The sequence below is a fragment of the Nocardioides maradonensis genome (genome assembly GCF_054777115.1).
Genome location: NZ_BAAHAZ010000004.1, coordinates 193,972 through 220,198 on the forward strand (window position 1 = coordinate 193,972; position 26,227 = coordinate 220,198).

At 72.0% G+C, this 26,227-nt stretch carries 24 protein-coding genes; 13 read left to right on the forward strand and 11 right to left on the reverse strand.

The features are described from left to right. Window position 1 precedes the first annotated feature (1 nt). The 3 genes from ACYVAQ_RS06165 to ACYVAQ_RS06175 all read right to left on the reverse strand — a co-directional run bounded on the left by ACYVAQ_RS06165 (window position 2) and on the right by ACYVAQ_RS06175 (window position 2,986). The gene (locus tag ACYVAQ_RS06165; RefSeq protein WP_460787609.1) at window positions 2-955 is read right to left on the reverse strand and encodes a DMT family transporter; all 954 of its coding nucleotides are present in this window, start codon (window positions 953-955) and stop codon (window positions 2-4) included. 214 nt (window positions 956-1,169) lie between these two features. Further along, a complete protein-coding gene (locus tag ACYVAQ_RS06170; RefSeq protein WP_460787610.1) occupies window positions 1,170-1,847 on the reverse strand; it encodes a response regulator in 678 nt (225 codons plus the stop codon). Then, window positions 1,844-2,986, reverse strand: coding sequence for a sensor histidine kinase (locus tag ACYVAQ_RS06175; protein WP_460787611.1), 1,143 nt, complete (start codon window positions 2,984-2,986; stop codon window positions 1,844-1,846). Before ACYVAQ_RS06175 ends, ACYVAQ_RS06170 begins: the two co-directional genes overlap by 4 nt. Window positions 2,987-3,109: 123 nt before the next feature. On the opposite strand from ACYVAQ_RS06175, the gene phoU reads away from it, so the two are divergent. Next, the gene (phoU, locus tag ACYVAQ_RS06180; protein ID WP_460787612.1) at window positions 3,110-3,757 is read left to right on the forward strand and encodes a phosphate signaling complex protein PhoU; all 648 of its coding nucleotides are present in this window, start codon (window positions 3,110-3,112) and stop codon (window positions 3,755-3,757) included. Window positions 3,758-3,843: 86 nt separating this feature from the next. On the opposite strand, the gene ACYVAQ_RS06185 is transcribed toward phoU, so the two are convergent. Genes ACYVAQ_RS06185 through ACYVAQ_RS06195 form a run of 3 tightly spaced genes read right to left on the reverse strand, consistent with a single transcriptional unit; the run spans window position 3,844 to window position 6,259 of the window. Continuing rightward, complete coding sequence (locus tag ACYVAQ_RS06185; RefSeq protein WP_460787613.1) at window positions 3,844-4,593, reverse strand: phosphoglyceromutase; 750 nt, start codon at window positions 4,591-4,593, stop codon at window positions 3,844-3,846. Continuing rightward, window positions 4,590-5,189, reverse strand: a complete 600-nt coding sequence (locus tag ACYVAQ_RS06190; RefSeq protein WP_460787614.1) for a hypothetical protein — start codon at window positions 5,187-5,189, stop codon at window positions 4,590-4,592. The genes ACYVAQ_RS06185 and ACYVAQ_RS06190 overlap by 4 nt, the downstream gene beginning before the upstream one ends. A 56-nt stretch (window positions 5,190-5,245) precedes the next feature. Next, entirely contained in the window at window positions 5,246-6,259 is a 1,014-nt protein-coding gene (locus ACYVAQ_RS06195) for a UbiA family prenyltransferase (protein WP_460787615.1), read from the reverse strand. 241 nt (window positions 6,260-6,500) lie between these two features. On the opposite strand from ACYVAQ_RS06195, the gene ACYVAQ_RS06200 reads away from it, so the two are divergent. Continuing rightward, window positions 6,501-6,986, forward strand: a complete 486-nt coding sequence (locus ACYVAQ_RS06200; protein WP_460787616.1) for a CarD family transcriptional regulator — start codon at window positions 6,501-6,503, stop codon at window positions 6,984-6,986. Between the two features lies 1 nt (window position 6,987). Then, on the forward strand, window positions 6,988-7,575 hold the full coding sequence (locus tag ACYVAQ_RS06205; protein ID WP_460787617.1) for a 2-C-methyl-D-erythritol 4-phosphate cytidylyltransferase: 588 nt from the start codon (window positions 6,988-6,990) through the stop codon (window positions 7,573-7,575). Here ACYVAQ_RS06205 and ACYVAQ_RS06210 read toward each other — a convergent pair. Together ACYVAQ_RS06210 and ispF are read right to left on the reverse strand one after the other, a co-directional pair. Then, window positions 7,544-8,206 carry an IspD/TarI family cytidylyltransferase gene (locus ACYVAQ_RS06210; protein ID WP_460787618.1) on the reverse strand — a complete coding sequence of 221 codons (663 nt, stop codon included), beginning with the start codon at window positions 8,204-8,206 and terminating at the stop codon, window positions 7,544-7,546. The two genes, ACYVAQ_RS06205 and ACYVAQ_RS06210, sit on opposite strands and share 32 nt — an antisense overlap. Before the next feature lie 80 nt (window positions 8,207-8,286). Continuing rightward, window positions 8,287-8,760, reverse strand: a complete 474-nt coding sequence (gene ispF, locus ACYVAQ_RS06215; protein WP_460787619.1) for a 2-C-methyl-D-erythritol 2,4-cyclodiphosphate synthase — start codon at window positions 8,758-8,760, stop codon at window positions 8,287-8,289. A gap of 64 nt (window positions 8,761-8,824) precedes the next feature. Here ispF and ACYVAQ_RS06220 point away from each other — a divergent pair, with 64 nt between their 5' ends. The 5 genes from ACYVAQ_RS06220 to ACYVAQ_RS06240 all read left to right on the forward strand — a co-directional run bounded on the left by ACYVAQ_RS06220 (window position 8,825) and on the right by ACYVAQ_RS06240 (window position 17,100). Further along, window positions 8,825-10,363 carry a molybdopterin-dependent oxidoreductase gene (locus ACYVAQ_RS06220; protein WP_460787620.1) on the forward strand — a complete coding sequence of 513 codons (1,539 nt, stop codon included), beginning with the start codon at window positions 8,825-8,827 and terminating at the stop codon, window positions 10,361-10,363. Beyond that, on the forward strand, window positions 10,360-11,103 hold the full coding sequence (locus ACYVAQ_RS06225) for an SDR family NAD(P)-dependent oxidoreductase (RefSeq protein WP_460787621.1): 744 nt from the start codon (window positions 10,360-10,362) through the stop codon (window positions 11,101-11,103). Before ACYVAQ_RS06220 ends, ACYVAQ_RS06225 begins: the two co-directional genes overlap by 4 nt. 90 nt (window positions 11,104-11,193) lie before the next feature. Beyond that, window positions 11,194-14,979 carry an ATP-dependent RNA helicase HrpA gene (gene hrpA / locus ACYVAQ_RS06230; RefSeq protein ID WP_460787622.1) on the forward strand — a complete coding sequence of 1,262 codons (3,786 nt, stop codon included), beginning with the start codon at window positions 11,194-11,196 and terminating at the stop codon, window positions 14,977-14,979. A 20-nt stretch (window positions 14,980-14,999) separates the two neighbouring features. Next, a complete protein-coding gene (locus ACYVAQ_RS06235; protein WP_460787623.1) occupies window positions 15,000-15,596 on the forward strand; it encodes a hypothetical protein in 597 nt (198 codons plus the stop codon). Between the two features lie 124 nt (window positions 15,597-15,720). Continuing rightward, window positions 15,721-17,100, forward strand: a complete 1,380-nt coding sequence (locus ACYVAQ_RS06240; protein WP_460787624.1) for an ABC transporter substrate-binding protein — start codon at window positions 15,721-15,723, stop codon at window positions 17,098-17,100. 44 nt (window positions 17,101-17,144) lie between these two features. On the opposite strand, the gene ACYVAQ_RS06245 is transcribed toward ACYVAQ_RS06240, so the two are convergent. Together ACYVAQ_RS06245 and ACYVAQ_RS06250 are read right to left on the reverse strand one after the other, a co-directional pair. Further along, complete coding sequence (locus tag ACYVAQ_RS06245) at window positions 17,145-18,407, reverse strand: HRDC domain-containing protein (RefSeq protein ID WP_460787625.1); 1,263 nt, start codon at window positions 18,405-18,407, stop codon at window positions 17,145-17,147. Beyond that, window positions 18,404-19,018: a DUF3000 domain-containing protein gene (locus tag ACYVAQ_RS06250; RefSeq protein WP_460787626.1), complete on the reverse strand. Its 615-nt coding sequence runs from the start codon at window positions 19,016-19,018 to the stop codon at window positions 18,404-18,406. The genes ACYVAQ_RS06245 and ACYVAQ_RS06250 overlap by 4 nt, the downstream gene beginning before the upstream one ends. 78 nt (window positions 19,019-19,096) lie before the next feature. On the opposite strand from ACYVAQ_RS06250, the gene hemE reads away from it, so the two are divergent. Then, window positions 19,097-20,134: a uroporphyrinogen decarboxylase gene (hemE, locus tag ACYVAQ_RS06255; RefSeq protein WP_460787726.1), complete on the forward strand. Its 1,038-nt coding sequence runs from the start codon at window positions 19,097-19,099 to the stop codon at window positions 20,132-20,134. A 29-nt stretch (window positions 20,135-20,163) separates the two neighbouring features. On the opposite strand, the gene ACYVAQ_RS06260 is transcribed toward hemE, so the two are convergent. Then, on the reverse strand, window positions 20,164-21,114 hold the full coding sequence (locus ACYVAQ_RS06260) for a LysR family transcriptional regulator (protein WP_460787627.1): 951 nt from the start codon (window positions 21,112-21,114) through the stop codon (window positions 20,164-20,166). 263 nt (window positions 21,115-21,377) lie between these two features. On the opposite strand from ACYVAQ_RS06260, the gene sfnG reads away from it, so the two are divergent. From sfnG to ACYVAQ_RS06280, 4 genes are read left to right on the forward strand one after another with little or no spacing between them, the layout of a single operon-like run. Continuing rightward, window positions 21,378-22,502 (forward strand): dimethylsulfone monooxygenase SfnG, encoded by a 1,125-nt coding sequence (sfnG, locus tag ACYVAQ_RS06265; protein ID WP_460787628.1) that lies wholly within the window; start codon window positions 21,378-21,380, stop codon window positions 22,500-22,502. A gap of 2 nt (window positions 22,503-22,504) precedes the next feature. Next, on the forward strand, window positions 22,505-23,716 hold the full coding sequence (locus tag ACYVAQ_RS06270; RefSeq protein ID WP_460787629.1) for an SfnB family sulfur acquisition oxidoreductase: 1,212 nt from the start codon (window positions 22,505-22,507) through the stop codon (window positions 23,714-23,716). A gap of 14 nt (window positions 23,717-23,730) precedes the next feature. Further along, a complete protein-coding gene (locus tag ACYVAQ_RS06275; protein WP_460787630.1) occupies window positions 23,731-24,882 on the forward strand; it encodes an LLM class flavin-dependent oxidoreductase in 1,152 nt (383 codons plus the stop codon). Then, window positions 24,879-26,219 (forward strand): MFS transporter, encoded by a 1,341-nt coding sequence (locus ACYVAQ_RS06280; RefSeq protein WP_460787631.1) that lies wholly within the window; start codon window positions 24,879-24,881, stop codon window positions 26,217-26,219. The genes ACYVAQ_RS06275 and ACYVAQ_RS06280 overlap by 4 nt, the downstream gene beginning before the upstream one ends. Window positions 26,220-26,227: the final 8 nt, after the last annotated feature.

A 26,227-nucleotide genomic window follows, 5' to 3' on the forward strand; every position in this document is an offset into this window, starting at 1 on the left:
TTCAGCCCTGGGACGGAGCCGCAATCGCGTCCTCGACATCGGCAGCAACGGTTTTCTCGGTGATCTTCTCTGCGGTCTTCTCGGCGGTCCGGCGGCGGCTGATCAGCACCCCGCCGATGCACATCGCCCCACCCACGAACGCGAGCGCCGGCGGCACCTCGTCGAGGAGCACCCACGCCATCAGCGCGGTCAGGAACGGCACCAGGAACGTCGACTGGCTGAACCGGCCGGCGTCGGCGTGCGAGAGCGCGTAGGCCCACAGCACGAACCCGACCGCCGACGGGAAGATCCCGAGGTAGCCGATCCACGCGAGGTCGCTCGTGGTGGCGGTCGTGGTCACGTGCGCGAGCTGGCCGGCCCACGGCAGGCAGCCGGCGGCGCCGACCACGGTGAACCAGAACGTCACGTCCAGCGCGTGCATCCGGGTGAGCAGCCGCTTCTGGGTGAGCACGCCGACCGCGAAGCCCGCCGCGGCAACGAGCGCCAGCGCGACACCGGTCAGGTCGTTCGCGTCGAGCCCGGACGCGTCGGCGATGACGGCGACACCGCCGAAGCCGATCGCCATGCCCAGGACGCTCCAGCGGGTCAGTCGCTCGCCGAGGAACACGGTGGCGAGCAGCGCGACCAGGATCGGCCCGACCTGGACCACGAGCGCGGCGGTGCCGGCGTCGATGCGTCGCTCCGAGGCGTTGAGGGTGAGGTTGTAGATCGAGAACCAGCCGAGCCCGCCGGCGAGGACGAGCGGCCACTCGCCGCGCGTCGGCACCTGGACGGCCCCGCGCCGCACGAGCAGGGCGCCGAGCGCGAGCACCATGACGACGAGCCGGCCGAGCGACAGCGCGCCCGGCGGGACGGTGCCGCCGAGGTGCCGGATCCCCACGAACGCGGATGCCCACAGCACCAGCGTCGTGCTCACCGCGGCGAGGGGGAGTGCGGTCGACCGGGGGTTGCTCACAGGTCAACGCTAGGGCGTCGTACCGACCCCGGTCGCGCGGATTTCGGACATCGCTGCGCGACATCCGGCCGCGCTCGCAGGCTCACACGAGGTCTCGATAGACGCGGTCGCTCCTGCTCGCAGGAGCGCGCGTACTCGACATCCTCGCTCCTCGGCCGTCTGCTCGTTCCTCGCAGCCGACCGCGCTCGGAGCGCGCTCGCCGTGCTCGCAGGCTCACACGTCGAGCTTGTAGCCCAGCCCTCGCACGGTGATCAGGTAGCGCGGCTCCGACGGCTCCGGCTCGAGCTTGGCCCGAAGCCGCTTGACGTGGACGTCGAGGGTCTTGGTGTCGCCCACGTAGTCCGAGCCCCAGACGCGGTCGATGAGCTGGCCGCGGGTGAGCACCCGGCCGGGGTTGCGCAGGAACATCTCCAGCAGCTCGAACTCCTTGAGCGGCAGCCGCTGCTCGGAGCCGTCGACGGTGACGACGTGACGCTCGACGTCCATCCGGACCGGGCCGGCCTCGAGGGTGTCCGGGAGCAGCTCGGGGTCTTGGCCGCGGCGCAGCACCGCGCGGATCCGGGCGACCAGCTCGCGCGGGGAGTACGGCTTGGTGACGTAGTCGTCGGCGCCGAGCTCGAGCCCGACCACCTTGTCGACCTCGTCGTCCTTCGCCGACACCATGATCACCGGCACGCTGGAGGACTGCCGGATCGTGCGGCACACCTCGGTGCCGGGGATGCCGGGGAGCATCAGGTCGAGCAGCACGATGTCGGCACCGTTGCGGTCGAACTCGGTGAGCGCGGTGTTGCCGTCGGCAGCCACGGCGACCTCGAAGCCCTCCTTCCGCAACAGGTAGGACAGCGCCTCGCTGTAGCTCTCCTCATCCTCGACGACGAGTACTCGGGTCACGATCGATCCTCCTGCTCTTCGGGGCGCGCGTGCTGGGGAAGGGTCAGGGTGAACGTCGACCCGTGCCCTTCCGAGGACCAGACGCGCACGTCCCCACCGTGGGTGGCGGCGACGTGTTTGACGATGGACAGTCCGAGGCCGGTGCCACCGGTGGATCGGTGACGGGCGGGGTCGACGCGGTAGAACCGCTCGAAGATCCGGTCGACCTCGGCCTCGGGGATCCCGATGCCCTGGTCGATCACGGAGATCTCGACACCGTCGTCGGTGGCCTTGCGGGTCACCAGGACGCGGGAGTTGGGGTCGGAGTAGGCGACCGCGTTGGCCACCAGGTTGGAGACGGCCGCGGCGACCAGCTTCTCGCTGCCGAGGACCTTCAGGCCCTCCTCGCCCTCGGCGAGCAGGGTGATCTGCTTCGCGGCGGCGTTGGTGGAGCTGGTGTCGACGGCCGAGGCGATGACCTCGTCGATCGAGACCGGCAGCGGTGAGTCCAGCGGCTCGTCGCCCTGCAGCCGGGACAGCTCGATGATCTGCTGCACCAGGCGGGTCAACCGGTCGCTCTCGTTGTGCATCCGGTTCGCGAACCGGGACACGGCCTCGGGGTCGTCCGCGGCGTCCTGCACGGCGGCGGCGAGCAGCTGGATCGCGCCGACGGGCGTCTTCAGCTCGTGGCTCACGTTCGCCACGAAGTCACGGCGTACCGCCTCGACCTGGCGCTCCCGGGTGCGGTCCTCGATCAGTGCCAGCACCAGGCGGGTGCCGAGCGGCGCGACGCGGGCGGTCACGTGCCGGTCCGGGCCTTTGGCCCGCGGCACGATCAGCTCGGTCTCGCGGATCAGGCCGTCCCGGCGTACGTCGCGGATCAGGTCGGCCAGCTCGCCGAACTGCAGGTGGGTCCCGCTCACCAGCCCCATGGCGTACGCCGGCGCCGACGCCTTCACGACCTCGTCGGACTCGTCGACCACGACCGCGCTGCTGCGCAGGACGGACAGCACGTCCGCGACGCCCGCGGGGACCTGTGGCGCGGCGGGAGGGAGGTAGCGACGCTGCTGGCGATCACTCAGGTGCCAGGCGAGCATGGCGCTTCCGGCGACGAGTGCGCCGAGGAGCGCGGCCAGGGCGGCCTGCGTCGTCGTACCCACGCCTCGATGGTACGGCGCATTCTCCGCCCGTCTGCGAATCGCGGAACCCGACGTATCCGATGTTCACCCTGCGTTCACCGCGGTCGCGGAATCGGTCACCTGGGGCCCCTAGGCTTGGTGACCATGCGTGAAGCGTTCGTTGACGAGCTCGATGCCACCTTCGCCGACCTGGCCGCGATGTGCCGCAAGGTCGAGGCGGCGGTCCGTGACGCGACGGCGGCCCTGACGACCGGTGACTCCGCCATCGCCGAGCGCGTGATCAGCGGGGACGCCGACATCGACGCCATGCGCGAGCGGATCGAGGAGGAGTCCTTCGAGCTCCTCTCCCTGCAGGCGCCGGTCGCCGGCGACCTGCGCCTGGTCGTGGCCGCGCTGCGGATGGTCAGCGAGCTGGAGCGGATGGGTGACCTCTCCGTCCACGTCGCCAAGATCGCCCGCCTCCGGGTGCCCGACCTCGCGGTGCCGGCGGACGTGCGCCCGACGATGGACCGGATGGCCGAGGTCGCCGAGGACATGGTCAGGCGGGTCGGCGACATCATCGCCACCCGCGACGTCGAGGCCGCCATCGCGCTCGGCCGCGACGACGAGGAGATGGACCACCTGCGCCGCAAGAGCTTCACCGAGATGCTCGGCGACGACTGGGCGCACGGCGTCGAGGCGGCCGTCGACCTCGCCCTGCTGGGGCGGTACTACGAGCGCATCGCCGACCACGCCGTCTCGATCGCGAACCGGGTGGTCTACGTCGTGACGGGGCACAAGCCCGAAGCCTGAGACGACGAGACCCGGGTTTGTCACCCCCGAGATCCGGAACAGTTCCAGATCTCGACGGTGACAAACCCAGGTCTCGGCGAGGTGGGTCAGCGGCCCTGGTTGGCGACCGCGGCGGCAGCGGCGGCGGCGGCCTCCGGGTCGAGGTACCGGCCACCGGGCACGGTCGGGGCGAGGGTGTCCTCGTCCAGCTCGTAGACCAGCGGCTGGCCGGTCGGGATGTTGAGCCCCGCGATGTCGGCGTCGCTGATCTGGTCGAGGTGCTTCACGATGGCCCGCAGGCTGTTGCCGTGGGCGGCCACGAGGACGGTCTTGCCGGCGCGCAGGTCCGGGACGATGCCGGCCTCCCAGTAGGGGAGCAGCCGGTCGATGACGTCCTTGAGGCACTCGGTGCGGGGCATCTCGGCGTCGGTGAGGTCCGCGTAGCGCGCGTCGCCGACCTGGGACCACTGGTCGTCGTCGGCCAGCACCGGCGGAGGTACGTCGAACGACCGGCGCCAGAGCATGAACTGCTCCTCGCCGTACTCGTCGAGGGTCTGCTTCTTGTCCTTGCCCTGCAGAGCGCCGTAGTGGCGCTCGTTGAGCCGCCAGCTGCGCCGGACCGGGATCCAGTGCCGGTCGGCGGCGTCGAGCGCGAGCGCCGAGGTGTTGATCGCGCGGCGCAGCAGCGAGGTGTGCACCACGTCCGGCAGCACGCCGGAGGACAACAGCTGCTCACCACCGCGGACCGCCTCGGAGCGGCCCTGCTCGGTCAGCGCGACGTCCACCCAGCCGGTGAACAGGTTCTTCGCGTTCCACTCGCTCTCGCCGTGGCGGAGCAGGACGAGCGTGAAGGTCATTCGGCCGGCGCCTCGGACGGGGACGGGTCGGTGCAGCTGTACGCCGAGGTGTCGACGGTCGGGCTGGCGCTGGCCTTGCCGCCGGCCTTGCCGGTGGCGGGCGCGCTCGGCGTCGGCACCGCGGTGTACTGGTGGCAGTTCTTCACGACCGGCACGTTGAGCGAGATGGTGTCGGACTGGCCCTCGCGCGTGAAGGTGATCTGCACGCCCATCAGCACCTGGCCCGGCTCGAAGTCGCCGGTGAAGGTGATCGGGTTGTCGGCGTGCGCGCTGAGGTTGTACGCACCGCCGTCCAGCATCTTGATGGGCTTGAACGGGGCGACCGTGGTGGCGCCGTCGCCGACCTCGACCTTCGTGACCGTCGCCGCGGAGGTGGTGCTCTCGTTGGAGAACGCGCCGATCAGGCGACCCTCGCCGGGCGCGCTCGTCAGGACCCGGATGCCGAGGGCGTCGACCGAGCTCGTGCGGTTGTTCTCACCGGCGCTGATCGTGTTGACCCGGTCGGTCGGGTAGTGGAACCCGCAGGCGGACAGGGACGCGGCGAGCAGCAGGCCGAGAACGGGCGCGGCGACTGCCTTCGGGCGGCGGTGGTGCATTCGGCTCTTGCCTCCGGTCACACGGGTGGTACGGGCGGCCACACTCTAGCGGGATCTCAACGGGACAGGCCCACCTGGGCACCGACCACGACCATGGCGATGACGACGACGACGGTGTACGTCGTCGACAGCGCCAGCAGCCGGGTCGCGCCGACCTTCATCGCGAGCTTGAGCGGCAGGTAGGTCCAGCCCTCCTCGTGGTCGCCGACCAGGCCCCACACCGAGCGCATGAAGTGGATGCCGATGCCGAGCAGCGCGGCCAGCACGACGATGGCCGGCTCCGGCGGCGTACCGACGAACTTGCCGCCCCACCCGCCGTAGGACAGGTAGTAGGGGAGCAGGCCGAACGAGACGGCCCACGACCACCAGGACAGGATCCCCTTGCGGAAGGTGACGTTGCCGAGCATGCCGACGGCGACCGAGGCCAGGTAGAGGCAGCCGGCGGTGATGCCGGTGGTGACGGCCAGCGGCACCAGGACGAGCGCGGCCACCACGATGGCGTACCAGACCGTGCCGGGCTCGAGCCGGCCGTCCGCCAACGGCTTGCCGGGCGTCTCGAGGCGGTGGTCGCGCAGCCGGTCGGTGAGGTCGTTGTGCCAGCCGAGGATCACCTGTCCGGTGAGCACGGTCAGGATCACGATCCCGACCTCGCGCGCCGAGCGGCCCGACGCCATGGCCACGCCGCCGACGACCAGGGCCGTCACGACGGCCTGCTTGAGGTGGGCCGCCTGGGTCAAGGAGAGGACGAGCGAACCCCGCAGGCCGCGGTGCGGCCTCTCGACGACGGGGTTGTCGTCGATGGCGAGGTCGTCGACGGGCTCGTCGTGCTCGTCCTCGCCCTCGTCGGGCTCGTCGAGCTCCTGGTCCTCGAGGGCGTCCTCGGGCTCCTCGTCGGCATACCCCTCGACGTCGTCCTCCGCGTCGACCTCCTCGGCACCGTCCTCGACGGTGACGTCGGTGTCGCCGGGGTCCTCGGAGTCGTCGATGGGGCCGGTGTCGAGCTCCTCGTCGACCGGGGTCGTGTCCTCCCCGGCGGAGCGGCCCCGTCCCTTGCGCCGCAGAATCGCCATGCGCAGCAGTATTGACCACCGGGAGCGAGGATCCGCGTCCTGGTCGCCGTGTGGCGTGCAGCGGCGCGTCTGCGCGGCCTCCCGCGCGACACGCGGAAGCGGCGATCCGGCGTCTGTGATCTGAGATACACATGCAACGCGTTCTGTCAAGATCCGGACAGGTGCCCTGACCTGCGAAAACGCCGCCTGAGCGTCTCCTGAGACGTGGTAGGATGGAGGCCTAGGAAGGGGAATCTTTCATATGACTTTCACCGTCGGCGAAACGGTTGTGTACCCGAATCACGGGGCAGCCGTCATCGAGAACATCGAGATGCGGACGATCAAGGGGGTGGAGCGTCAGTACCTCGTCCTGCGGATTGTCGCGCAGCAGGATCTCGTTGTGCGGGTGCCCGCGGACAACCTCGACCTGGTCGGGGTCCGTGACGTGGTCGACAAGGACGGTCTCGACCGTGTGTTCGGTGTCCTGCGCGCCGAGCACGTCGAGGAGCCGACGAACTGGTCGCGCCGCTACAAGGCCAACCTGGAGAAGCTGCACAGCGGCGACGTCATGAAGGTGGCCGAGGTCGTGCGCGACCTGTGGCGCCGCGAGCGTGACCGCGGGTTGTCGGCCGGCGAGAAGCGGATGCTGGCCAAGGCACGCCAGATCCTCGTCTCCGAGCTGGCCCTGTGCGAGAACACCAACGAGGACAAGGCCGAGATCATCCTCGACGAGGTCCTCGCGTCCTGAGTTGAGCCTGTACGACGAGCAACGTCCCGCGGCCTCCGGTGTCATCCTCGACGCCGACCGCGGGACGTTGCCATTTCAGCTGATCCACGGCGAGTCGTTGGTGGCCGCCGCGGCCTGGTCGGCGGGCGAGGCCGGCATCGACCTCGTCGACAGCACGCTGCCGCTGTCCGTCGTCGCCGAGCGCGAGGAGCCGCTCGTCCTGCACGACCCGCTGTGCCCCATGACGCCGCCGTCGTTCCTGGCCGCCTGCGTGGACCGAAGTATCGATGCCGACGCGGTCGTGGTCGGCATCCGACCGGTCACCGACACCGTCAAGCGGGTCGCCGACGGCGTCCTCGGCGACACGGTCGACCGCGACGGGCTCGTCGCCGTGTGCAGCCCGGTGGTGCTGCCGCCGGACGTGCTCGCCGAGCTTGCTGCTCAGCCGATCCCGTCGGACCTGGTGGCGTTGCTGGCCCTGCTGCGCGCGCGCTACCCGGAGCGGGTGGAGCTGCTCGAGGCGCCGGCCGCGGCGCGTCGCGTGGCGTCCGCTGAGGACATCCGGGTCCTCCAGGCACTCACGGCCCCAGCAGACGCTCCGCTGCGCTGAGGTCCTCGGCGTAGGTCACCTTCAGGTTGGCCGGACCGACCGGCACCGCACGGATCACGACGTCGGCGTACCGCTCGACGGTCGCGGCGGTGTCGGTGCCCTCGGAGCCCTCGCCGGACGCCTGCCGGTAGGCATCGAGGAGGGGAGCGGCCCGGAACGCCTGCGGTGTCTGTACGCCGACCAGGCCGGTCGGGATCGGCGCCCCGGCATCGCGCGGGGCCAGCCCCGGCAGGTCGACGGTCGGGACCGCACCTCCGTGCGCCCGTGCGGTGCGGATGACCTCGTCGAAGAGCGCTGGCGAGGCGAGCGGTCGCGCGCCGTCGTGGATCGCGACGACGTCGACGGACCCGTCGCGCACCCGGGCCGCGAGGACGGCGAGGGCCGCCTGCTCGGAGGCGTGCCGGGTCGCGCCGCCCTCCACCAGGAGCACCTCCCGGTCACCCAGGTGCGGCGTCAGCGCGTCGGCGACCGCCTGCCCCTCGCCGGCCCGGTGGACCACGACGACCACGCCCACCTCGCTCGCGTCGAGCGCGGCCTGCACCGACCAGGCCAGGATCGGCCGGTCCCGCAGCGGCAGCAGGATCTTGTTGACCTCGGCGCCGACCCGGCTGCCGGAGCCGGCGGCCAGCACGGCGACGGCTGCGGACCGTCGTACCTGACCAACGCGTTGGGAATTCGCCGCAATTCCAACGCGTTGGTCAGGTACGACGCTCACGGGGCCACCACGAGGGCGGTCGCGATCGCGGCGACGCCCTCCCCGCGGCCGGTGAGGCCGAGGCCGTCGGTGGTCGTGGCCGAGATGCTCACCGGCGCGCCGACGACCGCGGTCAGGGCGGCGGTGGCCTCGTCGCGGCGGGGACCGAGCCGGGGCCGGTTGCCGATCACCTGGATCGCGACGTTGCCGATGGAGAAGCCGGCGGCGCGGACGCGTCGTACCGTCTCGCCGAGCAGGGCGGCACCGGAGGCGCCGGCCCAGGCGGGGTCCGACGTACCGAAGTTGCTGCCGAGGTCGCCCAGGCCGCACGCGGACAGGAGCGCGTCGCAGGCGGCGTGCGCCGCCACGTCGGCGTCGGAGTGACCCTCCAGCCGGACGTCCTCGTCGGGCCAGGTGAGGCCCGCGAGCGCGAGGGTCGGGTCGCCCTCGGAGCGCGGGACCAGGCGGTGCACGTCCGTGCCGATGCCCACCCGTAATCCGACTGTAAGAGGTGTTGCGGTCACGTCCCGATCATGCCTGAGCCACAATCGCCTTGTGCAGAGGTCTCGTCGGTGGTGGCCGGTCGCAGGTGCGGTCGTCGGGTTGCTCGGCCTCGCCCTGAGCTACCTGGCCGCCTCGTTGCTGCGCGTGCGGGCCTCGCCGCCGGTCGCGGTCGCCGACTGGGTGACCGCGCTGACGCCCGGCTCCCTGGCCGAGTGGGTGATCCAGCACTTCGGCACGAACGACAAGAAGCTGCTCATCGTCGGGATGCTCGTCGTCCTGGCGCTGGTCTTCGCGCGCCTCGGCGCGGCCGCGCGACGGCGCTGGTGGGTCGCGGCCCTCGGCTTCACGGTCGTCGGCGCCATCGGCCTGGTCGCGGTCATGCGCGAGCACGACGCGAGCGTCGTCAACGTGCTGCCGATCGCCGTCGGCGCGATCACCTGGGCGCTCGGGTTCTCGATGGCCGCGCTGTGGCTGCGCCGCTGGGAGGTCGTCGAGGCGGACACGTTGCCGGGCGAGCCGGAGCCGTCGCACACCCGGCGGGCGTTCTTCATGGGCATCGGTGGCATGGCAGCGGCCACGGCCGTGGCCGGCGTGCTCGGGCGGGTCGCCGGCGGCGCCCGGCGCAAGGTCGAGGAGAGCCGACGGCTGCTGCGCCTGGAGGGCGTCACCCAGCCGCGGGTGCCGGACGGCGCGCGCCTCGACGTACCGGGCATCAGCGCGTGGATGACGCCGGCCGACGACTTCTACTTGATCGACACCGCCTACATCAAGCCGGCCATCGAGCCCCACCAGTGGCGGCTCCGGATCCACGGCATGGTCGAGAACGAGATCACGCTGACCTACGACCAGCTCGTCGCGCGCAGGCTCACCGAGGACTGGATGACGCTCAACTGCGTGTCCAACAGCGTCGGCGGCGACCTGATCGGCAACGCCTGGTGGAGCGGGGTGAAGCTGTCCGGCCTGCTCGCCGAGGCGAAGCCGCTGGCCGGTGCCGATGCGGTGCTGCAGACCTCGGAGGACGGCTGGACGTGCGGTACGCCGTTGGCTGCCCTCACCGACCAGCGCAACGCGCTGCTCGCCGTCGCCATGAACGGTGAGGCGCTGCCGATCGAGCACGGGTTCCCGGTGCGCACGATCGTGCCGGGGCTCTACGGCTACGTGTCGGCGTGCAAGTGGGTCGTCGACCTCGAGGTGACGCAGTTCGACCGGATCACCGGTTACTGGATCGACAAGGGCTGGTCGGAGATGGGACCGGTCAAGATCGCGTCCCGGATCGACGTACCCACCGCCGGGGCGAAGCTCCCTGCCGGGGAGACCGTGCTGGGTGGCGTCGCGTGGCACCAGGAGACCGGTATCTCCGCGGTCGAGGTGTCGGTCGACGGCGGCACCTGGACGCGGGCCACGCTCGGCACCGTCCCGAGCCTGGACACCTGGGTGCAGTGGCGGCTGGCCACCGGGCTGACCCCCGGCAAGCACGAGATCAGGGTGCGCGCGGTCGACCGCGGCGGTGCCGTGCAGACCGGTGTCGTCACCGCCGAGGCACCCAACGGGGCGACCGGGTGGCATACGATCGAGATCACCGCGAAGTGACCGAGCCGACCGACTTCGCCGGACGGTCCGGTGGCGCGCTGGTGATCGGCGGCTCCGGCGGTCTCGGCCGCGCGATCGCGGAGATGCTGCAGGAGCGCGGAGCGCGCGTCGCCATCACGTACCGGAACCACGAGGTGGCGGTGGGGGAGGCGTCGTACCGCCTGGACCTCTCCGACGTCTCCTCTGTCGGGGCAGTCGTGGACGCGGCCGGGGAGCGGCTGGGCGGGCTGCACACGGTCGTGCACGCCGCCGGCCCGCACGTGCCGATGGTGCACCTGTCGCGCGTGGCCGCCACGACGATGGCCGAGCAGCTCGCGGCCGACGCGGCCGGGTTCTTCGCCGTGGCGGCGGCCTCGGTGCCGCACCTGCGGCGCAGCCAGGGCTCCCTGGTGGCCGTGACGACGGCGGCCACGGCACGCTTCCCGATCCGCGACGGGCTCTCGTCGGCGCCCAAGGCCGCCGTCGAGGCGATGGTGCGCGCGTTGGCGGCGGAGGAGGGACGCTTCGGCGTACGCGTCAACGCGGTGGGCCCGGGCATGCTCACCGACGGCATGGCCGAGCGACTGATCGACTCCGGCGAGCTGTCGCCCGACGCACTCGACGTGACCCGCGGCAACATCCCGCTGCGTCGGTTCGGCAGCGCCGTCGACATCGCGGAGGCCGTCTGCTTCCTCGCCTCGCCGCGGGCCGGGTTCATCTCGGGCCAGAAGCTCGACGTCGACGGCGGGTACGGGGTCTGAAGCCCGTCGCACCTGGCGAATCGGTCGCGAATTCGCCGGAACGACAACCATTTCGCCAGGTACGACGCTGATGGGGAGAATGGGCGGGTTGTGAAGATCTCCTACCCGCCCGAGCTGCCGGTCAGCGCGCGTCGTGACGACATCGCGGCCGCCATCCGGGACCACCAGGTCGTGGTGATCGCGGGCGAGACCGGGTCGGGCAAGACCACGCAGCTGCCGAAGATCTGCCTCGAGCTGGGGCGCGGCACGGAAGGGAAGCTGATCGGGCACACCCAGCCCCGTCGGATCGCGGCCCGGTCGGTGGCGGAGCGGATCGCCTCCGAGCTCGGCACCGAGATCGGGGACCTCGTCGGCTACCAGGTCCGGTTCACCGACCGTACGTCGGCGGCGGGCCGGCTCAAGCTGATGACCGACGGCATCCTGCTCGCCGAGCTGCAGCGCGACCGGCTGCTGCGCCGCTACGACACGATCATCATCGACGAGGCGCACGAACGGTCGCTCAACATCGACTTCCTGCTCGGTTACCTCAAGCAGCTGCTGCCCCAGCGGCCGGACCTCAAGCTCGTCATCACCTCCGCCACCATCGACACCCAGCGCTTCTCCGAGCACTTCGGCGACGCGCCGGTGATCGAGGTGTCGGGGCGGACCTACCCGGTCGAGATCCGCTACCGGCCGCTGACCGAGGTGCGCGACGACGACGACGAGCTGGTCACCCGCGATCCGACCGAGGCGATCGTCGCGGCCGTGAAGGAGCTCTCGGCCGAAGGCCCCGGGGACATCCTGGTCTTCCTGCCGGGAGAGCGGGAGATCCGCGACACCGCCGACGAGCTGGCCTCCCTCGGCGACCGGATCGAGGTGCTCCCGCTCTACTCGCGGCTCTCCGCGGCCGAGCAGCACCGCGTGTTCAGCCCGTCGGGGTCCCGCCGTCGCGTCGTGCTCGCCACCAACGTCGCCGAGACCTCGCTGACCGTCCCCGGCATCCGGTACGTCGTCGACACCGGGCTCGCCCGCATCTCCCGCTACTCCGCGCGCACGAAGGTGCAGCGCCTGCCGATCGAGCCGATCAGCCAGGCCTCGGCCAACCAGCGCTCCGGTCGCTGCGGTCGCGTCGCGGAGGGCATCGCGATCCGGCTGTACGCCGAGGACGACTTCGACGCGCGCCCCGAGTTCACCGACCCCGAGATCCTGCGCACCAACCTCGCCTCGGTCATCCTGCAGATGACCTCGCTCGGTCTCGGCGACATCGCGCGCTTCCCGTTCGTCGAGCCGCCGGACCGGCGCAACATCCAGGCCGGCCAGCAGCTGCTCGACGAGCTCGGTGCACTCCGGGACGACCGGCTGACCCGGCTCGGGCGACGGCTGGCGCGGCTGCCCATCGACCCGCGGCTCGGCCGGATGCTGCTCGAGGCCGAGCGGCTCGGCTGCGTGCGCGACGTCATCGTCATCGTGGCCGCGCTGTCGCTGCAGGACCCGCGCGAGCGGCCCGCGGAGCAGCAGGCGCAGGCCGACCAGTCCCACGCGCGGTTCAAGGCCGAGGGCTCGGACTTCCTCACGTGGCTGAACCTGTGGCGCTACATCCGCGAGCAGCAGCGCGAGCTGTCCTCGAGCGCGTTCCGGCGGATGTGCAAGCGGGAGTTCCTCAACTACCTGCGGATCCGGGAGTGGCAGGAGCTGGAGAGCCAGCTGCGGCGGATCGCGAAGGAGATGGGCGTTGGTTTCGATGCGCCCGCTCGTTCCTCGCGGGCTACTCAACCAACGACATCGGCCGAGTACGACGCGGACGGGATCCACCAGGCGCTGCTGTCCGGGCTGCTGTCTCACGTCGGCCTGCTCGAGGAGCGGGAGAAGCCGACACCCGGCAAGGCCCGCGACAAGCGGCGCCCGGGCCCCCGGGAGTACCTGGGCGCCCGCGGCGCGAAGTTCGCGATCTTCCCGGGCAGCGGGCTGGCGCGGAAGAACCCGGCGTACGTGATGAGCGCCGAGCTCGTCGAGACCGGGCGGCTGTGGGCCCGGCAGAACGCGGAGATCAAGCCGGAGTGGGCCGAGCGGATCGGGGCGCACCTGGTCAAGCGCAGCTACTCCGAGCCGCACTGGTCGCAGAAGCGGCAGGCGGTGATGGCGCGCGAGCGGGTCACCCTGTACGGCGTACCGTTGGCCGCTGACCGCCTCGTCAACTACGGCAAGGTGGACCCGCCGCTCGCGCGCGAGCTCTTCATCCGGCACGCGCTCGTGTACGGCGAGTGGGCGACCCGGCACCGGTTCTTCACCCAGAACCGGCAGCTGCTCAAGGAGGCCGAGGAGCTCGAGCACAAGGCGCGCCGCCGCGACCTGGTCGTCGACGAGCACACCCTGTTCGACTTCTACGACGCGCGCATCCCGGAGACCGTGGTGAGCGGCGCCCACTTCGACCAGTGGTGGAAGCAGGAGCGCCGATCCCACCCGGACCTGCTGACCTTCGACCCCGCCATGCTGGTCCGCGACAGCGCCGGTGAGGTGAGCGCGCAGGACTTCCCCGACCGCTGGGTCAGCCAGTCGCACGACTTCGAGGTCCGCTACCACTTCGAGCCCGGCGCGGCCGACGACGGCGTGCTCATCGACATCCCGCTCGCGACCCTGAACCGGGTCGACGACGACGACTTCTCCTGGAACGTCCCGGGCCTGCGCGAGGAGCTCGTCACCGAGCTGATCCGCGGCCTGCCCAAGGCGATCCGGGTGCAGTGCGTCCCGGCGCCGAACACCGCACGCGAGTTCCTGGCCGCCGTCCCGGCCGGGGACGAGCCTCTCCTCCCCGCCCTGGAGCGCTTCATGCGCGGCACCCGCGGCGTCCACGTCCCGCCCGGGACCTGGGACCTCGCCCACCTGCCGCCGCACCTGCGCCCGACCTTCCGGGTCGTCGACGAGCGCGGCCGGGAGCGGTCGCGCGGCAAGGACCTGGACGCGCTCAAGGCGCCGTTGAGCGGGGACTTCGCGAAGGCGATGGCCGAGGTCGCCACCGACACCGGCCTCGCGCGCACGGGGGAGACGGAATGGGTCTTCGGCGACCTCCCCGCGGTCGTCGAGGAGAAGCGCGCCGGTCACGAGGTCGAGGCGCACCCCGCGCTCGTCGACGAGGGCAGCACCGTCGGTCTGCAGGTCTTCGGCTCGGCCGCCGAGGCCACCGCACGGCACCGGTACGGCGTCGCCCGGCTGCTGCTCCTCGCCCTCGGCACGGCGCCGGTCAAAGGGATCGTCGACAGCCTGTCGATGGGGGACAAGCTCGGGCTGGCGGGGTCGCCGTACCCGAACGTCGACGCGCTGCTCGCCGACTGCCTGCGTGCGGTCGTGCTCGACGCGGTCGGGGAGCAGGGGCCCCGCACCCAGCAGGAGTACGCCGACCTGCTGGCCGCGCTGCGCCGCGACGCCGCCGACCGCGTCCGTGAGCTCGTCACGGGCACCGTGCTGCGGGTCCTCGACTCGTGGCGCGAGACCGACAAGGCGCTCAGCGGACGGGTCGAGATGGCGCTGCTGCCGGCGCTCACCGACCTGCAGGCCCAGCTCGGCCGGCTCGTCCACGCGGGCTTCATCGGCGAGGCCGGGAGCGCGCAGCTGGCCCGCTACCCGGCATACCTGCACGCGATGCGGACCCGCCGCGCCAAGCTCGCCGAGTCCGCCGCGAACGTGCACAAGGACCGCGAGGCGATGGAGCGGATCGGGCCGCTCCAGGACGCCTACCTGCACCGGGTCGAGGCGCTGGCCGACGGACGCCCTCCCGGTCCGGGCCTGCGCGCGGTGCGGTGGATGCTGGAGGAGTACCGGATCTCGCTGTGGGCCCAGCAGATCGGCACCGCCGGACCGGTCAGCGACGTGCGGATCCGCAAGGCGCTGGACACCGCCTGAGACGAAGTAGCCTGATCGGGATGTCCGAGGAGCGCGCCCACCGCCACCACCGCCCCGCCCCCGTTGAGGGGCGGTTCTTCGACGAGCACGCGGGCGGCACCGACCCCGCGTTGGTGACCGAGGCAGGCGAGCGCGCCGCCGAGATCCTGGTCCGCGGTGCCCGGGACAGCGCCGACGACGCCGTCGCCGAGCGGCTCGTCCACCTCGCCGACACCGAGGGCATCGAGGCCATCGCCGAGGTCTGGTCGGGCGCGCCCGCCGACTCGCTCGCGGGCTGCCTGTGGCGGCTCTACCTGCTCCGCAGCTGGGTGTACGCCGACCCGGCGGCCGTGGCGCGGCAGTTCGACCGGGGGCGGCGTACCGACGCGTTCGCGGAGGTGGTCGCCGGCGTCGCGGACCCTCCCGGGCCCGAGGAGCTGCGCACCATGATCGACGCGGTGCTGCGCGGCATCGCATCCGGCGACTTCGCCGACGTGCTGTTCCGGGCGTCCGCGTTCGCGCGGATCGTGGCGGCCGGACGGGCGACCGAGGCCCACGGCGAGGTACGCCGGATGCTCGTCCTCGCCGAGCAGCTCGAGGCGGCTGGTCACGCGGAGCTGGCGCGCACCGTAGAATAGGCGGCGAGCACGCTGGGCCGCGGCAGCCCCGGGTCCCAATATCAGCCGCTACGAGCGGCCACGCGCCGTGAGGCGCTCCCGGTCCAGCGTGCTCAACCATGACGGTCGGTGGTGAGGACGGCGGATGAGCGCGGAGCGGGTCGGCCGGCCGACGTACGTGACCGCCGGGTGCCTCGTCGTCGCCGTCGTCATCGCCTCGATCGTGGTCGCGGCGACCTCGTCCGGCCGGCACCCGCGCACCCGTCCGCCGGCCCCCACGGTGACCACGCCGGTGGCCAGCGGTGAGCTGACGTTCGGGGTGTTCGGCACCGCCGCCGAGCTGGCGGCGTACCGCTCGATCGTGGCGACGTACAACAGCACGGCGACGGTCCCCGTCCGCCTGCGGACCTACGCCGACGCGGCCGCGCTCGAGAGCGCCGTGACCACGGACACCGACGCCCCGAACGTGTACCTGCTGCCCCGGGCCGGGCTGGCCCAGGTGATGGCCACGCAGCGCAACCGGCCGCTGCAGGACCTGCTCTCGGACCGCGGGATCAGCCTCGGCGACGACTACTCACGCGACGCGGTCACCGCGTTCTCCGCGGACGACGACCTGCAGTGCATGCCGTACACCATCTCGCCGATGGTCATCTACTACAACACCGACCTGATCGACCTCGACCTGATGCGCCGCCACGGGATGAACGTCCCGCCGGTCGACCGGTCGTCGTTCAGCCTCGACGAGTTCCGGGTGCTGGCGCGCTACGCGGCGCGCGACGGCGACGCGGGGCTGGCGATCGACCCGACGCTGCGGGGGCTGGCGCCGTTCATCTACTCCGGTGGCGGGCAGGTCTTCGACAACACGACCACACCGACCAGCCTCGCGCTCGGGCAGGGCAGCTCGGTCAACGCGCTGCGCAGCACCCTCGAGATCCTGCGGGACGCGCGCCTGACCCTCACCTCGACCCAGCTCGACGCGCACAGCGCGGTGGAGTGGTTCGAGCGGGGTCGGGTCGGCATGATCGCCGGGTTCCGCGGCCTGGTTCCGCAGCTGCGCAGGACCAAGGGGTTGCACTTCGACGTGCTGCCGATGCCCGCGGTCGGCTCGAACCGCACCGTCGGCGACTTCACTGGCGTCTGCCTGCTGACGGGGCACCCCGACCAGCTGTCCGCGGCGGCCGACTTCCTCGCCTACGCGGTGGGCGACCGGGCGATGACCAGGCTCGCCCGGGTGGGGTCCGTGCAGCCCGCCGACCTGCGGGTCGCGTACGCCGACGCCTTCCAGCAGCCGAACCAGCAGCCCGCGCACGCCTCGGTCTTCACCGAGACGCTGCGCAACATCGTGGCGCCGCCGCTCGGCGTACCGTGGGTCGAGCTGGAGACGCTGGTCGACCCCGACCTGAAGGCGCTGATGTACCAGCCGGGCGACCTCGGCGACCTCGGGCAGCGCCTCGACGCGATCGACCTGGCCTCGGCGAAGCTCCTCGGTCCGCTGGCCAGCGCCAGCGCCGACGCGACGCCCTGATCACCTGCTGCGCGGGCCTGACGCCCGTTCGGCTTGGTGACCGGCTACTGCTCGTCGGCCCGCAGCACCGCCTGCGCCAGCGCGTGTCCGGTCAGCCCGACCTGCCACCCGCGCGCGCCGTAGCCGTGCAGCTGGTCGATGAGGGCCTCGAGGAGCGCCACCGGATCGCGGGTCGACGGCGGCGCCCACATCACGCGCCGCAGCGTGTCGGGCGTGAGCAGGTTCTCGGTCGGCAGGTTGTTGGCCTCGGCGATCGCCGCGACGGCCGCGCGGGCGTGCTCGAGACGGCGGGCGGCGACCGGGTCGCGCTCGGCCCAGTTGCGCGGCGGGGGAGGGCCGTCGCTGCGCGCGGTACGGACCGGGAGCTCCTCCTCGGGCATCTGCGCGGCCTGCTGGATCGCGGCCAGCCACTGCGCCGCGAAGCGTGAGGCGCCGCGGCCGTGGAAGCCGTCGGTGCCCATCATCGCGCCGCGCGTGGTCGGCATCGCCGTGGCGACCGCGATCATCGCGGAGTCCGGGATCAGCCGGCCGGGCGTGACGTCGCGCTCGCGGGCGATCTCGTCGCGCGTCTCCCACAGCAGCTTCACCGCCGCCAGGGAGCGGCGGCCGCGGACCCGGTGCAGCCCGGAGGTACGCCGCCACGCATCCACCCGCGGGGTCGGCTCGAAGCCGCGCAGGTGCTCGAACTCCTGGGCCGCCCAGTCGGCCTTGCCCGTCTCGGCCAGCTCGGCGGCGATCCGGTCGCGCAGCTCGACCAGGACCTCGACGTCGAGCGCGGCGTACTCCAGCCACGGCTCGGGCAGCGGGCGGGTTGACCAGTCGACGGCGGAGTGCTCCTTGAGCAGCTGGACCCCGAGCAGGGTCTCGACCAGCGTGGCGAGGCCCACCCGCGGGTAGTTGAGCAGGCGGCCGGCGAGCTCGGTGTCGAACAGCGCGGCCGGCTTGAGGCCGACCTCGGCGAGGCAGGGGAGGTCCTGGGTGGCCGCGTGCAGGATCCACTCGGCGTCGCCGATCGCCTCCTGGAGCGGCTCGAGGGTGCCGAACGGGATCGGGTCGATCAGGCCGATGCCGGCGCCTGCCCGCTTGACCTGGATCAGGTAGGCGCGGTTGGAGTAGCGGTAGCCCGACGCACGCTCCGCGTCGATCGCGACCGGGCCCGAGCCGGCGGCGATCGCGGCGCAGTAGGCGGCGAGCGCCTCCTCGGTCTCGATGACCGGTGGCAGCCCACCGGCCAGGCGGAGCAGGGGCACCTCGGCGGGCTCGGCCGCCTCGGGGGTCTGGGGGTCCTCGGTCGCGGACTCGCTCACGAGGGCGTGCCTCGCTGTCCCCGGCGCGACGGCATCACCGCGACGCCGTCGGGCACCGGCTCCAGGCCGCCGGCGGTGCAGAGCAGGTCGCCCCACGCCTCGACGTGGCGGGTCAGCTCGGTGGGGTCGACGGGGGTCCACGACGCGCGGATCTCGAGCTGGGCGTTGCCGGGCTCGTCGGCCATCGTGCCGAAGCTCTCCGTGGCGACGCGGGTGACGGTGCCGGAGGCGGCGACGTGCTCGGCGCCGAAGGCGTCCAGGGCCTCCATCAGCCAGGTCCAGCCGACGTCGGCCAGCATCGGGTCGGTGGCGAGCTCGCCGTCGATCTCCGCGCGGCAGTAGGCGACGCAGCGGAAGGTCCCTTCCCAGGCGTCGTTGCCCGCAGGGTCGTGCAGCAGCACGATCCGGCCGGTGGCCACCTCCTCGTCGTCGACGTTGACGTCGGCGGACAGGGCGGCGGCGTACGGCGCGATGCGCTGGGGCGCGGGCATCTCCTCGCACCAGATCTCGGGGCGGAAGGTGGCGGCGTGCAGGCACGCGACGGCAGCCTCGAACTCCGGGGGACCACCGGTCGTGCCGGAACCCCGGTGAGTCTCCTGCCGGGCCACCATGGGTCCAACATAGGCCGCCCCGCCCCCGGCGATGTGCGTCCCACGCCGTCACCTGCGACCCTGAGCCTCGTGAGTGACCTGTCGCAGAGTGCTTTCCTGGCGGCCGCGCGGGGCGAGAAGCCTGCGCACACCCCGGTCTGGTTCATGCGGCAGGCGGGTCGCTCGCTGCCGGAGTACCTCAAGGTCCGCGAGGGCGTCGGCATGCTCGAGAGCTGCATGAACGCCGAGCTGATCACCGAGATCACCCTCCAGCCCGTCCGGCGGTACGCCGTGGACGCGGCCATCTTCTTCTCCGACATCGTGCTGCCGCTCAAGGCCGTCGGGATCGACCTGGACATCAAGCCGGGCGTCGGCCCGGTGGTGGCGCGGCCGGTCGCCACGCTCGCGGACGTCGAGGCGATCCCGGACCTCACCTCCGAGCACGTCCCCTACATCACCGCGGCCGTGCAGACGCTCGTCGGAGAGCTCGCGTCGATGAACGGCGGCACGCCGCTGATCGGGTTCGCGGGCGCGCCGTTCACCGTGGCGTCGTACCTCGTCGAGGGTGGGCCGTCCAAGGAGTACGCGAGGACCAAGGCGCTCATGTTCGGTGCCCCGGAGATCTGGGACGCGCTGATGCGCAAGATCGCGGGCATCTCCGCGGCCTTCCTCGAGGTGCAGGTCGCGGCCGGCGCCTCGGCGATCCAGCTCTTCGACTCCTGGGCCGGCGCCGTCACCCCGGACGACTACCGCACCTACGTGCGGCCCTACTCCGCGCTCGTGCTCTCCCGGATCGGCGAGCTCGGCGTCCCCCGGATCCACTTCGGCGTGAACTCCGCGCTCCTGCTGGACCAGATGGGGGAGGCCGGCGCCGACGTCGTCGGTGTCGACTGGCGCACGCCGCTGTCGTGGGGCATCGAGCGGATCGGCCCGGACCGCTGCGTCCAGGGCAACCTCGACCCGGCGCTGGTCTTCGCCCCGACCGAGGTCATGACCGAGCGGGCCGGCGCGATCATCGAGGCCGGCCGCGCCGCGAAGGGTCACATCTTCAACCTGGGCCACGGGGTCATCCCCGCCACCGACCCCGACCAGCTGAAGCGCCTCACCGACTTCATCCACGCCTACCCGCGGGGCTGAGTCACCCGTCGTACCTGATCGTCTGGCCCCTAGATCGCCCGAACAGGGGCCAGATCGTCAGGTACGACGCTCCCCGACCCGGCCGCGTACTCCTCCGCCCGCGCCAGCAGGGTCGCCTGGAACTCCCGCACCGGTAGCGGCGCTTGCTCGGTCCGGCGCTCGCGGAGGATCAGCCGGACGACGGTGTGGTCGTCGGCGACCGGGCGGGTGTCGAGCAGCCCGGCCCGGTGCAGCGGGTCGCCGTGGACGGAGTAGTCCGGCAGCACGGTGATGCCGAGGCCGTCGACGACGAGCGCCTTGCCCATCTCGGCGCCGTCGGTGGTCTGGGTGATCGGCGGCAGGTCGGGGCCGAGGGCGCGGTGCACCCAGCGGTGCATCAGGTAGCCGGCCCGCATCATCACGAAGCGCTCGGCGCGCAGCTGGTCGAGCGTGACCTCGACGTACCCCAGCAGGTGGTGCCCGGCTGGGAGCACCACGACCGGCCGGCCCCGGAGCAGCTCGATCCCGGTGAGCCCGGCGGCCAGGTCGTCCCCGTCCAGCAGGTTGACCAGGCCCAGGTCGAGGCCGCCCTCGACCAGGCCCTCCTCGATCTCGGTCTGCTGCAGGGTGAGCACCTCGACGGTCGTGCCGGGGTGGCGCTCCTGGAACGCGCGGACCGCGGGCACCAGCAGGGTCGAGGTGGCGGCGTGCACGGTGCCGAGGCGGATCAACCGGCGGTCGGTGCGCTGCTCGCCGGCCGCCGAGCGCAGCCGGTCGACGGCGGTGAGGACCTCCGTCATGTAGGGGAGCAGGTCGCGTCCCTCCCGGCTGATCCGCGCGCCGGAGCGGCGGCGGTCGAGCAGGGTCACCCGCAGCTCGCGCTCCAGCTTGGTGATCGCCTCGCTCAGGGCGGGCTGCGAGATGTGCAGCCGGTCGCTGGCCCGGCGCAGCGACCCGTGCTGGGTGACCGCGGCGAGGTACTCCAGCTGTTCGATCCGCATCTGCTCCTCCTGAGCGCAACGCACGCGGGCGCATGAAAGTCTAGTAATCTGATGTAGAAAGTAACACAGGTCAGCCGTCCGCCCGGGATCCCCGTCTTACGCAGCCGCGGGTCCCGGGCGGGGCTGTCGTCGGGGCCTGAGTGATCGGATCCGCCGATCACCACTTCGCTCGAACCGAGGCTCGAGAACCTCGTGTCCTCGGCATTCGGTCGTTAATGTCTATTGAAGTACTCGACTTTGCACCACGTCTCGAAGGAGTCGCCATGAACGCGCAGCACCACCCCGACCCGGCCGCCCTCGCCGAGCCGCTGAAGTTCGCCTACTGGGTGCCGAACGTCAGCGGGGGCCTGGTGGTCAGCAAGATCGAGCAGCGCACCGACTGGGGCTACGACTACAACGTCGAGCTCGCCCGGCTGGCCGAGGACAACGGCTTCGAGTACGCGCTCTCGCAGGTGCGCTACATCGCGTCGTACGGCGCGGCGTACCAGCACGAGTCCACCTCGTTCAGCCTCGCGCTGCTGCTGGCCACCGAGCGGTTGAAGGTGATCGCTGCCATCCACCCGGGTCTGTGGCACCCCGGCGTCCTGGCCAAGTACATCGCCACCGCCGACCAGCTCTCCGGCGGCCGGGCCGCGATCAACGTGGTGTCCGGCTGGTTCAAGGACGAGTTCACCAAGCTCGGTGAGCCGTGGCTGGAGCACGGCGAGCGCTACCGCCGCGCCGAGGAGTTCATCCGCTACGTGCGCGAGATCTGGACCTCCGAGCACGCCGAGTTCAACGGCGACTTCTACAACCTGCACGACTTCGACCTGAAGCCGAAGCCGGTCACCGGCCCGACCCGGCCGCACCCGGAGATCTTCATGGGCGGCAACTCGACCGACGCGCGCGGCATGGGCGGTCGGGTCACCGACTGGTACTTCGCGAACGGCAACACCCCCGAGGGCATCGCCGAGCAGATCCGCGACGTGAGCGACGTCGCGACCGTGCACGGTCGCAGCGTGAAGTTCGGCGTCAACGGCTTCCTCATCGGCCGCGACACCGAGGCCGAGGCGCGCGACGTCCTGCGCGAGATCATCGACAAGGCCGACCGCGACGCGGTCGAGGGGTTCGGGTCGGCGGTCAAGCAGGCCGGCCAGAGCACCGGTGACAAGAAGGGCATGTGGCAGGACTCCGAGTTCGCCGACCTGGTGCAGTACAACGACGGCTTCCGTACCGGCCTCATCGGTACGCCGGAGCAGATCGCGCACCGGATGCTGGAGTACAAGCGGCTCGGCGTGAACCTCTTCCTGCTGGGCTTCCTGCACTACCACGAGGACGTGCAGTACTTCGGGCGTGAGGTCCTGCCGATCGTCCGCGAGCTCGAGGCACGCGAGCTGGAGCGGGTGTGACCATGAGCGCCCTCCGTGTCGAGCTGGAACAGCGCGTCCCGGTGCTGTCAGCCGAGGAGGCCGTCGCGGTCGCCCGCGACCTCGGCGCCCGGTTCGCCGCTGGCGCCGCCGAGCGGGACCGGTCGCGGATCCTGCCCACCGAGCAGGTCGACGCGCTGTCGGCCTCCGGGCTGCTCGCGCTCACCGTCCCCGAGCAGTACGGCGGGGCCGGCCTCGGTGCCGGCGTGCTGGCGGAGGTGATCCGCCTGATCGCGGCCGGCGACCCCAACATCGCCCAGATCCCGCACAGCCACTTCGTCTACGTCAACGCCATGCGCGAGCAGGGCACGCCCGGCCAGAAGGCGTTCTTCTTCGGCGAGGTGCTGGCCGGCAAGCGGTTCGGCAACGCGCAGTCGGAGATCAGCAGCAAGCACGTGCGCGACCACGCCACGACGCTGCGGCCCGAGCCCGGCGGCGGCTGGGTGCTCTACGGCGAGAAGGGCTACTGCACCGGCGCGCAGTTCGCGCACTGGATCCCCGTGCTGGCCCACCTCGGCGAGGACGGTCCGCTGCACGTGGCCTGGGTGGCGCGGCACGCGCCGGGCGTCACGGTCGTCGACGACTGGGACGGGCTCGGGCAGCGCACCACCGCGAGCGGGCGGGTCCTGCTCGAGGGGGTCCGCGTCCCGCAGGACCAGGTCACGCCGTACCACCTGACCTTCGAGCGTCCGCAGACGTACGGCGCCTTCGCGCAGCTGCTGCACGCGGCGATCGACGCGGGCATCGCCCGAGCCGCGCTGACCGACGCGGCGGAGTTCGTCAGCACCCGCAGCCGGCCCTACCCGGACGCCGGTGTGGACCGGGCCGCCGAGGACCCCCTGATCGTGCACGCCTTCGGCGAGATGGAGCTCGCGGTGCGTGGCGCCGAGGCGCTGCTCGCGGAGGCGGGCCGCGCGGTCGAGGCGGCGGACGCCCGGCTGACCGCGCAGAGCGCGGCCGCGGCGAGTCTCGCCGTGGCGGCCGCCCGCGCCAGCTCGACCGCGGTCTCCGTCGACGTGGCGAGCCGGCTCTTCGAGGTCTCCGGCACGCGCTCGGCGCTGGCCTCGCTCGACCTCGACCGGCACTGGCGCAACGCCCGCACGCACACCCTGCACGACCCCGCGGCGTGGAAGGTGCAGCACCTCGGTCGCTTCGCGATCGACGGCACACCCCCGCCCAACCACGGCCAGATCTGACCGAAAGGCTCCTCATGTCCCTCAAGTTCCACTGGTTCCTCCCCACCAACGGCGGGGACGGCCGGCACGTCGTCGGCGGCGGGCACGGGCTCGCGCCCGGCCACTCCGGCCGACCCGGCGACGTCGCCTACCTGACCCAGGTGGCGCGGGCCGCGGAGGACAACGGCTTCGAGGCCGCCCTCACCCCGACCGGCGCCTGGTGCGAGGACGCCTGGTTGTCCACCGCGATGCTGAGCCGCACCTCGGAGCGGCTCAAGTTCCTGGTGGCGTTCCGGCCCGGCCTGGTCTCGCCCTTCCTCGCCGCGCAGATGGCGGGGACGTTCCAGAACCTCTCGGGTGGCCGGCTGCTGCTCAACGTCGTGACCGGCGGGGAGAGCCACGAGCAGCGCATGTACGGCGACTTCCTCGACAAGGAGGAGCGCTACGAGCGGTGCGACGAGTTCCTCGAGATCGTGCGCCGGCTGTGGGCGGGGGAGACCGTCGACTTCACCGGCAAGCACCTGTCCGTCGAGGCCGCCAGCCTCGACCAGATCCCGCACCCGCAGCCGGAGATCTACTTCGGTGGCTCCTCGCCGGCGGCCGGTCTCGTCGCGGCCAAGCACGCGGACGTCTACCTGACCTGGGGCGAGCCGCCCGCGGCCGTCGCCGAGAAGATCGCGTGGATCCGCGGACTGGCCGGCGACCGGCCGATCCGGTTCGGCATCCGGATGCACACCATCACCCGCGACACCTCGGCGGAGGCGTGGGCCGAGGCCGACCGGCTGCTCTCGCAGATCTCACCGGAGGCGATCGCCCGCGTCCAGCAGGGCCTGCGGCGCAGCGAGTCGGAGGGCCAGCGGCGGATGCTCGACCTCCACGGCGGGTCGGTCGAGGACCTGGAGATCTACCCCAACGTCTGGGCCGGTGTCGGCCTGGTCCGGGGCGGTGCGGGCACGGCCCTGGTCGGCTCGCACGAGGAGGTCGCCGACAGGATCGAGGAGTACGCCGCCCTCGGCATCGAGGAGTTCGTGCTCTCGGCGTACCCCCACCTGGAGGGCGCCTACTGGTTCGGCGAGGGCGTCCTGCCGATCCTCGAGCAGCGCGGGGTGTGGAAGAACCCCACGCCGGCCCGCCACCACAACGCGGCGGTGCCCTTCCAGGCCGTCGGTCGGAGCGTGGTCTCATGAGCGCGGCGACGACGGCCACGCCGCAGCGCGTCGCCCTGGCGGCCGCGGTCGGCGCGGTCATCGAGTGGTACGACTTCTTCCTCTACGGCACGGCCGCCGGCCTGGTCTTCGAGAAGCTCTTCTTCAACGGGCTCTCCGGCTCGGCCGCGACCTTCGCGTCCTTCGGCACCTTCGCCGTCGGCTTCCTCGCCCGCCCGATCGGCGGCGTGATCTTCGGTCACTTCGGCGACCGGGTGGGCCGCAAGACGATGCTCATCTGGACGCTGGCGATCATGGGTCTCGGCACCGCGCTGGTCGGCGTGCTGCCGACGTACGACAGCATCGGCGTGGCCGCACCGATCATCCTCGTGGTGCTGCGCGTGCTGCAGGGCATCGGCGTCGGCGGTGAGTACGGCGGGGCCGTGCTGCTCGCCGTCGAGTTCGCGCCCAAGGAGCGGCGTGGCCTGTTCGGCAGCTTCGCCCACATCGGCGTGCCGGGCGGCCTCTTCCTGGCCTCGGGTGCCTTCGCCCTGGTCAGTCTGCTGCCCGACGACCAGTTCCTGTCGTGGGGCTGGCGGGCGTGCTTCCTGGTCAGCATCCTGCTGCTCGGGATCGGTACCTGGATCCGGCTCTCCATCGTGGAGACGCCGTCCTTCCGCCAGGTCCAGCAGGCCAACCAGGTCACGCGCGTCCCGCTCGGCGAGCTGGTCCGCAGCCAGCCGCGCACGCTGCTGCTCGGCATGGGCACGCGCCTGATCGAGGGCTTCACCTTCAACCTCTACTCGGTCTACCTGCTGACCTACGCCGTGACGAACGTCGGCCTGCAGAAGGGGTACGTGCTCGACGCGATCATGGTCGGCGCCCTCCTCGGCGTCGTGCTGACCGTGGTGTCCGGTGCGCTGAGCGACCGGGTCGGCCGCAAGCCGGTCTACACGGTCGGTGCCCTCATCGGCCTGGCGCTGGCCTTCCCGACCGCCGCCCTGGTCCAGTCGGGCTCCGCGCCGGCCGCTGCGGCTGCCTTCATCGGCGGGCTCGGCGTCGTCTACGGCACCGTCTACGGTCCGCTCGCGGCGTTCTGGAGCGAGCTGTTCGACACCCGCTACCGCTACTCGGCGCTGAGCACCCTCTACCAGGTCTCGGGCGTCGTCGCGTCCGGCCTGACGCCGCTGGTCTGCGCCTGGCTGGTGGCGGGCTGGGGATCCGGCAGCCTCTGGGCCGTCGCGGCCTACCACTGCGTCATCGCGGTGATCAGCCTCGTCTGCATGCGGGCGCTGCCCGAGACGCGAGGTCGGGAGCTGCGCGACCGCGCGGTCCTCGCCACCGAGCGGGCGTCCGTCCGCGAGCCCGTCTTCACCTGATCGGAGGA